Origin of the sequence: Virgibacillus sp. LDC-1 (assembly GCF_030137545.1) — a bacterium.
Classification (GTDB): domain Bacteria; phylum Bacillota; class Bacilli; order Bacillales; family Amphibacillaceae; genus LDC-1.
In genome coordinates, this window is the sequence record NZ_JARUVL010000020.1 from 25,092 (window position 1) to 39,911 (window position 14,820).

The window sequence follows — 14,820 nt, forward strand, 5'->3', positions numbered from 1 at the left end:
ACAAGGAATAAAAGACACTCATAATATTTTGTGAGTGTCTTTTACAATGCTTCTTGGCACATATAAAACTCCTCAAGCAAAACTACTGCTTAAGGAGTTAAACATCGATTACTTTATGTTTAATGCGCAACTTTTTTTCGTTTGTACAAATATAAACCCATTCCCAAAAGAATAATAAGTAAACCTATAATCATAAACGTGTACATTGAAGTAGCGGTATTTGGTAACTGCTTTCCAAATAGTGCTGGCTCTTTATTCTTCTCGTTGTTTGAACTGTTATCCTTCTTATCATTCTTTTCATCCTTATTGATTGCATCAGATTCTTTTTTCCCGCCATCATCTGTTTGTTCTTCAATTGGTTCTTCACTAATATCATCGGATTGTGCTTTCACAGTTACGATTATTTTAGCTTTAAGATCATCTGGATTTTCTATGTTACTTTCTACAATAAGATCTCCCTCAAATTCATAAGATCCCGCTTTCACACTATCGTATTCAGGTGTAGAACTATTCCAACGTACATTGACAACTACCTTTGTACCATCACTTAACAGGACTTCAACACTTGTAGGCAAACCAATATCATCTTGTGTCGTACCATTTTCTACTAAAATATCACTTAAAGGTTCTACAGATTCAATTGTTTTTACAATAACCTCTTGATACTCATATGCTCCGATATCGACAATACTATTTTTGATTCGATCATTACCATCAAGATCTGTTGATAAATCCGCTGGTAAAAATTCATTGTTCCCTCCCATAATTGATGGAGAGTCTTTTTTTAGTCTAAAATCGTTTAGACTAGGGTCAACAAACATCGGATCTACATCTAAATTATTCCCTTTATCCGTTCCAAAATCTTTCTTCCAAGCACTACTTCCACCTGAACCTTCTATTAAACTGTTACTAATATGTGCAACTGCTCCATGGTTGTTAAAAATACTATCGCCATGATTGCCCCAAATAATTGAGTTTTGAATGATTGTTTCTGGATGCGCGTTTTCCGTTCCTCCTGCATATATTCCATGGCCAGATCTACCTGCTTTGTTATCCGTAATTGTTGAATTGATAAATGTGCTTTGACTATCATCGGCAATGTATACCGCACCACCTTTACCGCTACTAGGAGAGTCAGAGTGATATACGGCTATATTACCATGCATTAATACGTTCATTAACGTTGGAGAGCTGTTATACATATACAAGCCTCCTCCGTAAAGCGCTCCGTTCCCATGAATGGTTACATTTTTGATCATAGGCTTACTAGAAGAGTAGTTAGCAATTGCACCTCCAAACGTTGCTTCGTTTCTGAAAAACTGTACGCGTTCTAGATGAGGTTTGCCACCCGCGTTAGCCATCGCACCTCCTGATCCCAACGAGATGTTGCCCGTAAACAAAACGTCTGTTAATGTCGGGCTAGCACCAAAATTGTATACTGCTCCACCGCCATTTTCAGCCCTGTTATCTTTAAAGATTACATTTCTTAGGGTCGGATTTGCGTTTCTGTTATACATGCCTCCACCATGTTGGTGATTACTATTTTGCCCATCTGCAAAACCTTTTGTAATCGTAACGCCATCCAATACTGCCGTATCATCTAAAGTAGATTGAGAATATCTATGATTAAACACATGATAAGCGCGTTCAGATGGTTCATACTCACCATTTAAAATCGTTTCATAAACCTTAGGATCCCGCTCAGACATAGTCGGATTTCCATTTGCCGGGAAACCACCGTAAATTGTGACGTCGTTTTTCATTTGAAATGTTTTCGTTCGTTCATCGTTTTCATCTAATGCTTTTGTTGGCACATATGTACCTTCCGCTATCCAAATTTCGTCACCAGCTGTGGCAATATTTAATGCTTCTTGCAGTGTACCGAATGCATCAGCCCAGCTTACACCATGACCGCTCGATCCCTCTTTTACATAAATAATGCCTGTTGGAGTTGGTGTCGGTGGTGCGGGTGGTGCATGAAATTTCAAATGAGGATACCGCCCATCATGAATACCCCAGATCGATGTGAAATCCCAATTAAGATACGTGCTAATGTTCTGCATCTCTGCAGTCGTTTTTCCATCACCTTTTCCTTCATCATCTTGACCGGTGGTTTCTTTATCGTAATAACTATTTTCTACATTTAACGTCGTACCACTCACCTGTCCCCCAATTAAACCGCCACTATAATTTCGTCCTTCGATGATATTCCCAACCGCATAGCTATTCATAACGTCTGTGGAATGTACCAATCCGATTAAGCCGCCAATATAAAGGTTGCTACCTTCCACTGTTCCAGTTGCAAAGCTGTTTTGAATAAGACTATCGGTTGCTCTTCCTATTAATCCTCCAGCTATATCTGTGCTAGATACATACCCCGTTGCGAAGCTTTCTTTTGTAGTACTCCCAGTATGAAATCCCACAAGTCCACCGACAATATCCGAACCTGATACTGCGCCAGTGGCATAGCTATTTTCGAATTCACTTCTCTGAGTGTATCCAACAAGACCACCGACATGTCTGTCACCTGTAATCTCTCCCGTTGCAAAGCTGTCTTTAATGAGAACGTCACCTAGCGCATTCCCAACAAGGCCGCCAACACTGTTCGTACCTTCAACGCTACTAGTAGAAGAAGCATTGGAAATCGTGCTACCTTGCATAAATCCAATCAATCCACCAACATAACCGGTTCTACCAGTGCCAATTATCGTTCCTGATGTAGAACTGTTCTGAACTGCACTGCTGTTAGTGTAATGACCAATTAGTCCACCAATATAATCAACACCTGTTATAGCAGCAGAAACAACAGTTACATTGTCAACCGTTGTGAAAATACCTGTTCCAATGAGCGCGCCAATATGAGCTCTTCCTGTTACATCCACATTATCAAGTGTGACATTCCGTATCACGGCCCCACTCGTATAAGAGAACAGACCCACTTCATCACTACCATATCTAAAAATGTTTATATTTCGAATGGTATGCCCGTTTCCATCAAATGTCCCCATAAACGGGCTAGAACGTGTTCCAATTGGAACCCAGAATCCATCTCCATTAATGCCCGAAAGATCGATATCATTCATAAGGATGTATTGTCCCCTTAAGTTATCCCGAATATTGTTTAAATCCTCTGCTGTATGAATTTCGATAACCGATTCAGAAGATACTTTCATTTGCTGTTTTTTGGGTTTTTCTTCTTTTTTTATCTTATCTACTTTCTCTTTCGAGGACAGATCCGATGAAGGCATATCTACCTTTTCTTCCTCTTGATTCTTTTCACTCTCAAGGGTCGAAGATAATTCTCCATCATCATTTGCGGAAGCTTGTTCTTCGTTTAGTTTTTCCGTTTCAGTTACTTCACTAGTATCATTTGATTCATCATCCACTTCTTCATCTAGCAATTCGCCTTTATCCGATCCTACATCTTCCTGTTCTTCTGTTACTTCTTGTTCCTCTTCTTCTATTACTTTCTTTTCTTCTTTTACTTCTGCTTTGTTTTCTACTTGGTTTGTTTCTGCATGAACATAAAACAACCCTTGTAGAGAAGGAAGTATTGATCCTACGAGTAAAATGATACTGAAGAAAATAACTGCCCTCTTTGAAAGTTTGCTTTTTCGTGGTTTTTTTCTCGGCATTTCTACACCTCTTAATTCTAAATTAATCGTTCTTTTTGATTCCAGCCATTCATCCCCTGTAAAACTAAATGTCCTCCCCTTATGGCCATACTTATTTACTTCATTACTACCACCCTCCTATATTTAGCTTTTCAGTTACACTACAGTTGTCTTTTCATGTTAAAAAACGAAGGTTAATTCGAGGTAAAGAATGGAAAAATCTTTTCCGGATAGAATCGACTTGCTCCACTCTTTCAAGTAAAAAAGCAATCAGATGTAGACACTGCAACTTGCGTGGCTACTATTAGCAAATAACTAATCAACAAATTCATACTTTTAAAATTTACAAAATAAAAAGTTGGGAATTTCTCAGTTTAGAAATTTCCAACTTTACGGATTTTTTTATAAAAAAATTAATAATAGCTATTCAGCGTTTTTGCAACCACACTGGAAGAATAATATGAAAGGTTGTTCCTTTATTTATTTCACTATTAACCCAAATCTCCCCATTATGACTTTGCACAACTTCCTTAACAATGGCTAACCCTAATCCAGTTCCCTCTGGAAAGTCATGCTTTTCATCTTGTGGCCCTTTATAAAATCGCTCAAAAATTAGCGGTAAATTTTTTGAGCTTATTCCAAAGCCATTATCTTGTACTTTAATCGTTACAGCGCTCCTTTCTGTGTCTAATCTAGCACTCACACTAATTGTTCCATTCCCTTTATTTGTATTTTTAATTGCATTTGATATTAAATTAAAGAATACTTGATCCATTCGTTCTTCATCAACCGCACAAATATACGTATCAAATAGATCAGGAAGTTCCGTTCGATTAAAGCTTCTATTTCTTTGAATCACGCCAAACTCGCATTTTTGATAGATTTGCTCTATCCATTTTGATAATTTTACTTCTTTCATATTTAAACTTGTTCTTCCTGCCTCAAGTTTTGATAAGTCAAACAGGTCATTAATTAAACGATTCAAAACCTTAATTTTATCAAATATTAGTTGACTATAATTACCATCATTAGGGACAATGAGGCCCTCCTGTAATGATTGAAGATACCCATGAATTAAAGTAACAGGTGTACCTAATTCATGCGCAATATTTGCCAACAATTGTCGTCTTGAAGCAGTCATTGCTACCAGTTCATTATTCAACTGCTGAAGTTCATCATTTGCACTTGTCAGTTCCTCTGTTCGCTTCTGTATTTTTTCCTCGAGACGCAGATTCAGCATTTTCAATTCCTCGTTTAGTGTCCTCACTTTAACTAGTGTTTTAACACGTGAAAGTAATTCTTGCTTTTCACAAGGCTTGACTAAATAGTCATTCGCTCCTACTTCAAAAGAAGCTACTTTATCATAAAGTTGATTTTTTGCTGTTAACATTAATATAGGAAGTTCCATTAAAGAATAATGTTCTCTCAAGCGTTGACACACTTCATACCCAGATATATTGGGCATCATGATATCTAAGATGAGCAAATCAATAGATTGTTCCTGAACTATTTGGAAAACCTTTTCTCCATTTAATGTTGAAATCACTTCAAAACCCTCTAAGACAAGTTGATTCGTCAACACATGTAAGTTAACTACTTCATCATCCGCAACTAATATTCTCGCTCGATTTTGAGAAGAAACTACCTCCACATCCAATTGATTTGGCTGTAGATTATGAATTGCTTCCACTGTAAAGGCGGCTTCAACTAAATGGTTAGGTCGCTTTGCGTACACCGGAAGAATTACAGTAAACGTAGTTCCTTTTCCAATCTGTGTTTCCACTGTTAGTCTCCCGCCATGAAGCTCAACTAGTTGTTTTGTAATACTTAATCCTATCCCGATGCCGTCCGATGTATTGCCTTGTTGAAAAGGTTTAAAAATAGTAGTCAGCTCTTCATTCGAAATGCCCACACCTGTATCTGACACACTAAGTTTCACTTCATCATTTTCAGTTACTGCAGAAACAGTTACTTCTCCACTCTCCGTATATTTAATGGCATTATCTAATAAATTATATAAGATCTGCTGCAGTCTATTTTCATCTGCTCGAATCGGTGGAAGATTCTTATCCATTTTTTTAATAATATGGACTGGCTTATTTTTTAAAAGCGGCTTCGAAACAGTTATAACGATGTCCACTATCCCCTGTATATAGACTTTATTTAAATCTAAGGTAAGCGAATCATACTTTAATTTTGAAAAATCTAAGATTCCATTGACTAACTGCGTCAATCTTTTGCCACTCGTGATTATTACGGATAGCTGTTCCTTCATTTGCACCGATACTTCTCCCGTTATGCCATCTCGAAGCGATTCAGCAACTCCAATCATTCCATATAGTGGTGTTCGTAGTTCATGAGAAGTAGCAGCAAGAAATTCATCCTTTAATACATCTGCCTTTTTTAAATTTTCCAACGCTTCCTTTTGACTCTGCTGCGCCTTTCGCTCTGCTTCTTCTTTCTCCTGCCTCATTATATTTATTTTATCTGCTAAAGCTAGTGAGAGAAGCACAACTTCTATAACCAGTGCTCCTTGACCAGCATATTCGGTAAAAATGGAATACGGTATGATAACAGCTCTTTCCAATATCGTTATCGCCACACCTGTTAAAAAAACGATCCAACCAACGATATAAAAGCGTGCTTGACGTGCTCCTTTTTTCAAACAAACAATTGCAGTAGTTAATACCGTGAAAAATGTGCTGAATGCCCCAAACAACATAATGGAAAGACCTACATAATGTGAAAACGGCAGCGAAACAATCACCAGGGCATTGACAGCAATTAGGAAATAGGCTAGCTTTTGAAATGAAGGAATATATGCGCTAACATCTAGAAAATTCTTTGTAAAGATAACAATAAATATACAGGCCATGCTTACCCAAAAAGGGGTCGCAATCAAGTTCCATTCTGGATAACTTGGCCATAAATACTGAAAACCAAATCCATTAATAGAGAGCTTCCCTAATAATGTGAAAGTGATGACAATAACATAATAAAGATAACTTTTTATCTTCAAGCTAAAATAAAGAAATAAATTATACAAAATCATCACAAAAATAATCCCATAAAATATCCCAAGCATTAGAAACTCAAGCTGTGATTTCTCAACAAATGCATCTTTGCTCCAAATGTTTATCGGTGGATGAAGATCACCACCTCCCACTGCTAAAACATAGTAAACCTTACTTTGTCCAGGCTCAACATCAAGATTAAAAACAAAGTTACGATGATTAAATTCTCGCTCACCAAAAGGATAAATCGCACCAGTGTTAGTAAGCTGGATGACTCCTGTTTCTGTTTTTTCAAATATTTGAAGCTCATAAATGAGTGGAAAAGCAAACTCAAGCAACCAATCCTTTTGATCTGAATTATTTCCTATTTCAAATCGAAGCCAAGTAGCAGATTCAAAAAAGCCTCCTTTTTGCTCTACGTCATCAGCATGAACAAATTTTTCCTGATATGCTTCTGAAGTTACATCCTCAATCGTGAAATTTCGCTTCCTATCTTTTATCATATAAATAAGAGGATATAAATCTAATTTTTCAGTAGCTGAATCCAACACAAAAGCATTTTTCTCGTTTCCGCTTACCGTATTAGGAGACAAAAGCATCATGCATATAATGAAAGTGAGCAAGATCTGCATATGTATGGTTTTAAACATAGGGACCTCCCCTCTCGCTATGTGATACCACATTCTATACTAAATACAACGGCCAAACTTTACTCGATATTGCATAGACTATAAATTAAGTTTTGAAGTTTTAACTTTTTGAAGAAAGGTTTATTTAAATAAATTTTAACCATTTATTTTTATTGTAGAAAAAGGAATAAAAACATTCATAACAATATGAAAGGAATAGGGTTTAAATGGGATTCTTGAGGTATAATCTAATCGAGGTATCATTTTGAACTCACTACGCATCAGATAAAACAAAATTGTCTCAAATGAGTATATCGAATAATAGTAATTCAATCAAACTATTTTGAGTTTTCATCCAACTAACCCTCTTCTAATTCTCCAAAATCTCTCAAAGTGAAAGCAGTAAAGAAATTAAAACCACTGTCATATTAAATAAACTACCTTTCCTTACATTTAACCTTGATTATGTATGATTCAATTAAATCATGAAATGAAATTATGACGATATACACATTCATAAACGACAAGAAAAATGGATGTACGTCTAATCAAGAAAGGAGGTACTCTAATGACAGAACAAAAAATACTTATTGTTGAAGACGAAGCGGGTATTCGAGATTTAATCCAATTGTATCTAGAAAATCGACATTATAAAGTAATCACTGCGGATAATGGGGAAAATGCGGTTGAGTTAGCTGATCGCGAACACCCACATTTAGTAGTATTAGATATTGAAATACCAGGAATAGATGGCTTCGAAGTTTGTAAGAGAATTCGAGAAGCAATTGATATTCCAATCTTATTCCTTAGTGGTAGGAGAGATCTCATTGACAAAATCAAATGCTTTGAATTAGGAGGAGATGACTATATTACCAAACCCTTTGACTTTGCTGAGCTAGAAGCAAGAATTAAAGCAAGCTTACAAAGATATCAGCAGTTAAGAGCTCAATTATCATCCGAAGTTCTCAAATACGGAGAACTAGAAATTAATCTTACTACGTATGAATGCTTTATAAAAGGTCGTAAAATTCCGCTTTCAACAAAAGAAATGCAACTGCTAATCTTATTAGCCAAAAGACCAAATCAAGTATTTAGTGTAGAACAAATTTATGATCTTATTTGGGGTATTGATTCAATTGGTGATATCCAAACTGTAAAAGTTCACATAAGAAATTTACGTAGTAAAATTGAAAAAGACTCCACTGACCCTAAGTACATAATAACTGTACGGGGCTTTGGCTATCGTTTTGTATTTTAGAGGACATCCGTTTTAACACCAGATATATACCTGTTTTTCACTTTAGAATCCATTCAAAAAATTTACGACTTAGTTAAAACTTGTAGAAAATTATTTCTATAAGTTTTTTTGTTTTTTTACTTGAACTTAACCTTCACATCATACAATAGCTCTTAGACAATATTTGAAGGAGGATAAGGATGAGTTCAAATTCAGACGATAATGTAGGAGGTCAAAGCGTATTCATGGAAGAAGAATCAAATCAAAACGAGAAGAAGAAAGAGACAGCTACAGGGATGGATCAAAACATTGCTGGATTACTTTGCTATTTAGCTTGGTTTATAACAGGAATTATTTTCCTGTTTATTGAAAAAGAAAACCAATTTATTCGTTTTCATGCATTACAATCAATCATTGTATCGATTGGATTCTTTGTTATCAATATCGTATTAACTGCCATTCCGATTATAGGATGGGCAATCGGATTATTATTAACGCCATTATATGTAGTAATTTGGTTATTGATGATGTGGAAAGCATATCAAGGAAAGCTTTTCAAATTACCGATTGCTGGTAACATGGCCGAAAAACAATTGAACAAAAGTAGGAGCGAATAACGAAAAAGAAAGTATTTTTGAAAACTAAAATAGAGGTGAAACAAACGTGAGGTTGTTACAGATAAGCATCTTTCTATCTCTCTTCACAATATTTTTAGCTGGTTGTATTGATATTCCGATCGGCAGTGAAGGTAAATTAAAAGTATCTAAAGATAATATCAAAATAAGTGATGAGGAAGGTAATGAACAAAATATTTCGATTGATACAGAAGGGGAAAATGTCACAGTAAGCGGATCTGGAAGTGGAAGTGAGAATGAAGATGTTTCCATGAATATCGGGAATAATGTTGAATTGCCCGAAACGTTTCCTTCTGATATTCCAATCCCTGAGAAAGCAAATATCTTTCAAGCCACTGAAGCAGATGGAATGATATCCATTGCGTATGATGCACCAACAAAGGTTGAAGATATTGAAAAATTATACACGGATTATATAAACAGCGAAATCTTCAGCGAGCAAAATTCAGTGATTGAACAAAGTGGAGATATTAACTATCATCAATATACAGCAAAAAGGAAAGAAGGAACGTTAAATATTAGAGTCATGAATTCAGAAAAATATGCCGATGGTTCTAATGTTATCATTATGTTGGTAAAAGATAACGAAAATAAATAAATCCAAGTCAAAATATGGGGAAATACTTTATTTATAAAAGGAGCTGTCAAATTTGCAGCTCTTTCTATGATTTTCTCAATTAATTAGTTACGCTAGTTTTAGTGTCTAATATTCCATATTATATATGTACTCACTTTGGAGTAAAAAAATGTGTAATTCCTCCAAGCTTTAGTATAGCTCCTCTTCCTTAAAAAATGAATAATAATTCTTATCCATCCTAGCTTCTTCTATAAAATGAAATTTCAGTCAATGAAAGTTTATTACTAGCTATTTACATGCAGGATAAAAATAATTATCTAAAAGGACTCTTAAACGTTAAAATTTCTAAAAGCTGTTCATTTAACTCCTTTATAGGAGTACTGTAATCTTGACGATGCCACTCAATTAACATTCCAAGGATTGCATTTGTTTGGTAACTAATATAATAATCCATCTGAACGGAACTTACTTTCTCAAATGTGTAATCATCAATTGATTCTTTCATAAAAGATCTTACTGTATCAAAAAGCATATAAAAATACATCATCGGAATGTGCTCATCAAACACAATCTGGTAAAAATCCCGATAGTTATTTACATGATGAAAAATTCGAATCATATCAGCTTTTATAAACTTAATATTATTATTTGTTTTATTATATGGTTCTCGATAAGATAATTTTAAATCCTCTACAATGACCTCTACATAGCTCTTAAATAAATGGTGCACATCCTTATAATGCAAATAAAATGTGCCTCGATTAATTCTTGCTAAACGACAGAGTTCAGCAATTGTTATCGTCTCTAAAGGCTTCGTCTTTAGTAATGTAAACAAAGCCTTTCTTAAACTTTCCTGAGTTTTAATAACTCGTAAATCTTTCTTCACTTTTTCACCTCATTAATGTGCACTTGTCTTAGCATACGTTTAATAAACATCATAAATCATTTTCCTGTTGATTGCCCTTCTATTACTATTCCATTATAATTATAATTAGACACGTGTTCAATAAAATCCACTTTGGGAGGCTATTTCATATGAAATTGAAAGACAAATCCGCAATTGTAACTGGGGCAGCATCAGGTATGGGAAAGGCAATAGCAGAATTATACGCAAAAGAAGGGGCAAAAGTTATTGTTGCTGATCTTAATCTAGAAGGGGCAGAAGCAGTAGCTGAAGGAATCCGTGAAAAAGGAGCAATTGCAAAGGCTCTTAAGGTTAACGTTGCAAAGCAAGAGGATATTGATCATATGATCAATACTGCAACACAAGAATTTGGAACGTTAGATATCTTAGTGAATAACGCAGGAATTATGGACGGATTTGAGCCTGTTGGTGATATAACAGACGAAAGCTGGGATTTAATATTTGATGTGAATACAAAGGGCGTTATGCGAGCAATGCGCAAAGCAATTCCAATTTTCTTAGAAAAAGAAAGCGGTGTAATTATTAACACAGCCTCTACTGGCGGTGTTAATGGGGCTCACGCTGGAGCAACCTATGGAGCTTCCAAACATGCTGTTATTGGACTCACTAAAAATACTGGTTATATGTATGCGAAGAATGGAATTCGATGTAATGCAATTGCGCCAGGAGGCGTACAAACAAATATTGGAGCTTCCATGAAAAACATAAATAAATTTGGTGCTGGACGGATTAAGGCTGTTCATGATGTCATGCCTCGCATGGGTGAATCTGAAGAAATCGCCCAAGTAGCTTTATTTTTAGCTTCTGATGATTCAAGCTTTGTCAATGGTACAGTTATAACAACGGATGGCGGCTGGACCGCAGCATTTTAATTTTTATAAATACTGACTTTGGGCTCAGACACCGATTATTCGGTTATCTGAGCCAGCCTTTTTATTTATATTTACACAGAACCAATCCTCTTACCACTTAGGCTATGATAAAGGTAACTACAATCGCGATGATTGTTAGATTTGCAAAAGCGGCAAATGTCCTACTTTATACTTTTTGTTTCCTTATAAATGTTGAACATCGTTGTACCAAGTGGGTATTATAACAATGAAAATAGCATCATGTTTAACACAGTAAGCCAAGTCCACCCATGATCCAGAATTATTTGTTTCAATTCTACTAAGTCATTTGGATTTAAACACACAACCCCTTCCTATTTAAATGCATATCACTTTTCAGGTTCTAGTAGAGTTATACATTTCTTTTCTTTTATGGGGTTATTAAAAATAATAGCTATGTTAGATTGCTTCCAGCTCTACTTTCTTTCTAATAGACTTTATTTCGTGTCTATTTTACTAATTTATTTGTTTTTAATTATCCTATAGAGGTAACTAAAGACTAAACCTACTAACTAATCTATTTAGATCTTCTGCAAGTTCAGACAGATCACTGGAGCTTCCTACCACTTCTTCCATTGCAGCACTTGTTTGTTGTGAAGAAGCTGATGTTTGCTCTATACCTGCAGCAGACTCCTCAGAAATTGCTGCAATTTCTTCTATTGAACGATTCATTTCCTGACTTCTACTAGCAATATTAGCCAAGTTTTCCGAAGCTGCTGAAATATTATTTACCATATCCATAACAGCAATATTAATATCATTAAATTTTTCTTCAGTCACTTCTATCTGGTTGGTCCCTTCTTCAACTTCTTTATATCCATTTCGCAAAGAAGTTACAACTGTAGTTGATTCGTTTTGAATGTTTGTTACGGTTCTTCTAATGTCTGTCACCGATTCAAATACCTGCTCAGCTAGCTTTCTTACTTCGTCTGCAACTACTGCAAAGCCTTTTCCATGCTCCCCAGCTCTAGCTGCTTCTATAGCTGCATTTAACGCAAGTAAATTTGTCTGATCAGCGATCTCTTGAATTACCCTAACAAGTTCAGAAATTTCTTGAGAATGGATGTCTAGGCCTTGTACTTTTCGAACAGAATCATGCACAATCTGATCAATTTTACTCATCTGTTCTTTTGAGGATGCCATCAACTGACTGCCCTGATTAGTAATCTGTATTACTTCTTTTGAAAAACCCTGAATACGTTCACCATTTCCATTTGCCTCTTCAACTTGTTTCACAAAAATTTGCATAGCAGAAGTTAAATCACTTGCAGTACTCGCTTGCGCTTCTGAACCAGAGGCTAATTGCTGCATGGTGGATGCGATTTGATCAGACCCCTCCTTCACTTCATTCGCAGAATAAGACAATTCTTCGCTATGAGCCGAAACGGTTTCAGAAACCTTATTTATTTGTGACAATAGATTCCGCATGTTATCATTCATGGCATTTGTTGCTTGAACAAGCTGACCAATTTCATCCTTTGATCTAATATTTAGTGAAGTATGATTTAACTCTCCTGAAGCTATCAACTTCATTCGTTCCATAACTAACTTGATAGGTTTGGTTATTCTGTTTGTTATTATTAATGACACAAGAACAGCAAGTAATAATATCACACCTAAACTTATCAAAATTGGTTTAATTATAACTTGTGCTTTTTTCTGAAAGTCCTTTACATTAACTGTCCCACCAAGAATCCACCCAGTAGTAGGGTTTTTAGAAAACCCCATTACGGCATCTTCACCTTTAATTTTATATTCAACTAACCCTTGTTCACCAGATTTCAATATTTTTTTATAATAATCTTCTCCTGATTCATCCTTTCCGATTTTTTCCTTATTAGGATGAGCTATCAGATTACCTGATTGATCAAGAATAACAGCAAAACCAGTTTCTCCTATCGTAATATTATCTATCATCTCAATTAACGTACTAACAAATACGTCCGCAGACATTACACCAGCTAGCTTATTACCGTTATAATATGCTTTTGCTGCAGTCACAACTGTTTCACCTGTACTTGCATCTATGTACGGATCTGTCCATACTATTTCCCCTCTCGCTTCAACTGCATCCTTAAACCACGGTCTTTCTTTCGCTTTGTAGTCCTCCCCTAAATCTGCAGCAGGATAAATAATCATTTCACCAGTATCAGTACCTGTATAAATAGTTACTATAGAAGAATCTGTATGCTTTGTTTCTTTAAAAAGCTCTAAAATTTCCCTTTTATTATTAGGATTATAATTTAGCAATAGATCCTTTTGTGAAAACCTTTCTAAGGTGCTCCCCATGTTCTTAAAAAACATTTCAAATGTATCATTCATACTTAACATTTGATTTTCAACACTCTTGGAAAGTTCATCTGTTGTGTTTTTTACACTAGTGCTATAACTCACAAAGGAAATTATTCCTCCTGTACAAATAATAAGGATTAAAAAAGGGAGCAATATTTTTTTCTGCAGAGACATAGAAATGAAATCAGCCACTATACTTTTACTAGGTTTTAATTTATTATTATTTTCCATCATTAAACTTACACCTTTCCTAATATAATAAGCAACTTGTTAAAAATTCTTAAAAAGTGAATTATATCTATAGATATAATTCAGTCACTTTCTGTTTATCTAAAGTAATTCACATCCATAATTAATTTAATTACATCTATATATTATCCTCCATTTCAGTCATTTCAGTCTTTGTAATAGTCTTTAATTGCGATCGTTAATATGCATGTACATTGCTTCCCAGCAAATTTTCCTTTAACGATTTGACGGGTGCTACCTCCTGTTTGAATAGGTAAAAGAAACTAGTTCTATATACCTATATTATATATATCGGTTCTTTACTCACATTTGTTGAGGGACTTATAAATATTATTCCTTAGAGCTCAAATAAGGGGGAAGAAGGAATTAGCTTAAAACTTTATCGAAGTTATTACTACTCGGTCACTTTTTAGACAAAACAAAAAGGACTGCGAAATCGCAATCCCTTGTCATTATAAGCTTCCAACAGGATTTGAACCTGCGACCCCTTCCTTACCATGGAAGTGCTCTACCTGCTGAGCTATGGAAGCAGAATACAAAAAATGGCTCCACAGGTAGGATTCGAACCTACGACCGATCGGTTAACAGCCGATTGCTCTACCACTGAGCTACTGTGGAACAATATAAAAAATTGCCTGGCGGCGTCCTACTCTCACAGGGGCAATGCCCCAACTACCATCGGCGCTGAAGAGCTTAACTGCTGTGTTCGGCATGGGAACAGGTGTGACCTCTTCGCTATCGCTACCAGACAAATGTCT

At 35.5% G+C, this 14,820-nt stretch carries 8 protein-coding genes, 2 tRNA genes, 1 rRNA gene and 1 pseudogene; 4 read left to right on the top strand and 8 right to left on the bottom strand.

What is annotated here, in order from left to right; genetic code table 11:
* Positions 1-119: 119 nt before the first annotated feature.
* Complete coding sequence (locus QBK89_RS13630) at positions 120-3,635, bottom strand: GLUG motif-containing protein (RefSeq protein WP_284141611.1); 3,516 nt, start codon at positions 3,633-3,635, stop codon at positions 120-122.
* A gap of 406 nt (positions 3,636-4,041) precedes the next feature.
* A complete protein-coding gene (locus QBK89_RS13635) occupies positions 4,042-7,278 on the bottom strand; it encodes an ATP-binding protein (RefSeq protein ID WP_284141612.1) in 3,237 nt (1,078 codons plus the stop codon).
* Between the two features lie 547 nt (positions 7,279-7,825).
* Between QBK89_RS13635 and QBK89_RS13640 the strand changes: the two genes are divergently transcribed.
* The 3 genes from QBK89_RS13640 (at position 7,826) to QBK89_RS13650 (ending at position 9,727) form a co-directional block, all read left to right on the top strand.
* Positions 7,826-8,515 (top strand): response regulator transcription factor, encoded by a 690-nt coding sequence (locus tag QBK89_RS13640; protein ID WP_284141613.1) that lies wholly within the window; start codon positions 7,826-7,828, stop codon positions 8,513-8,515.
* Between the two features lie 179 nt (positions 8,516-8,694).
* Complete coding sequence (locus QBK89_RS13645; protein ID WP_284141614.1) at positions 8,695-9,111, top strand: DUF4870 domain-containing protein; 417 nt, start codon at positions 8,695-8,697, stop codon at positions 9,109-9,111.
* A 46-nt stretch (positions 9,112-9,157) separates the two neighbouring features.
* Positions 9,158-9,727: a hypothetical protein gene (locus QBK89_RS13650; RefSeq protein ID WP_284141615.1), complete on the top strand. Its 570-nt coding sequence runs from the start codon at positions 9,158-9,160 to the stop codon at positions 9,725-9,727.
* A 292-nt stretch (positions 9,728-10,019) separates the two neighbouring features.
* Here QBK89_RS13650 and QBK89_RS13655 read toward each other — a convergent pair whose 3' ends face one another.
* On the bottom strand, positions 10,020-10,592 hold the full coding sequence (locus QBK89_RS13655; RefSeq protein ID WP_284141616.1) for a TetR/AcrR family transcriptional regulator: 573 nt from the start codon (positions 10,590-10,592) through the stop codon (positions 10,020-10,022).
* A 149-nt stretch (positions 10,593-10,741) separates the two neighbouring features.
* On the opposite strand from QBK89_RS13655, the gene QBK89_RS13660 reads away from it, so the two are divergent.
* Positions 10,742-11,503, top strand: coding sequence for an SDR family oxidoreductase (locus QBK89_RS13660; protein WP_284141617.1), 762 nt, complete (start codon positions 10,742-10,744; stop codon positions 11,501-11,503).
* A 97-nt stretch (positions 11,504-11,600) separates the two neighbouring features.
* On the opposite strand, the pseudogene QBK89_RS13665 reads toward QBK89_RS13660, so the two are convergent.
* From QBK89_RS13665 to rrf, 5 genes and pseudogenes are all read right to left on the bottom strand, one after another.
* A pseudogene (locus tag QBK89_RS13665) lies at positions 11,601-11,805 on the bottom strand (nucleoside recognition domain-containing protein); the annotation flags it as partial.
* 208 nt (positions 11,806-12,013) lie between these two features.
* Complete coding sequence (locus tag QBK89_RS13670; protein ID WP_284141618.1) at positions 12,014-14,047, bottom strand: methyl-accepting chemotaxis protein; 2,034 nt, start codon at positions 14,045-14,047, stop codon at positions 12,014-12,016.
* Between the two features lie 472 nt (positions 14,048-14,519).
* Positions 14,520-14,592, bottom strand: a tRNA-Thr gene (locus tag QBK89_RS13675).
* Positions 14,593-14,605: 13 nt separating this feature from the next.
* Positions 14,606-14,680: transfer RNA gene (locus tag QBK89_RS13680), tRNA-Asn, on the bottom strand.
* Positions 14,681-14,695: 15 nt separating this feature from the next.
* Positions 14,696-14,811 (bottom strand): 5S ribosomal RNA (gene rrf / locus QBK89_RS13685).
* Positions 14,812-14,820 lie beyond the last annotated feature (9 nt).

Coding starts and splice junctions, on each gene's coding strand:
- QBK89_RS13630 (WP_284141611.1), bottom strand. CDS start 3,635: ATGCCGAGAAAAAAACCACGAAAAAGCAAACTTTCAAAGAGGGCAGTT.
- QBK89_RS13635 (WP_284141612.1), bottom strand. CDS start 7,278: ATGTTTAAAACCATACATATGCAGATCTTGCTCACTTTCATTATATGC.
- QBK89_RS13640 (WP_284141613.1), top strand. CDS start 7,826: ATGACAGAACAAAAAATACTTATTGTTGAAGACGAAGCGGGTATTCGA.
- QBK89_RS13645 (WP_284141614.1), top strand. CDS start 8,695: ATGAGTTCAAATTCAGACGATAATGTAGGAGGTCAAAGCGTATTCATG.
- QBK89_RS13660 (WP_284141617.1), top strand. CDS start 10,742: ATGAAATTGAAAGACAAATCCGCAATTGTAACTGGGGCAGCATCAGGT.
- QBK89_RS13670 (WP_284141618.1), bottom strand. CDS start 14,047: ATGATGGAAAATAATAATAAATTAAAACCTAGTAAAAGTATAGTGGCT.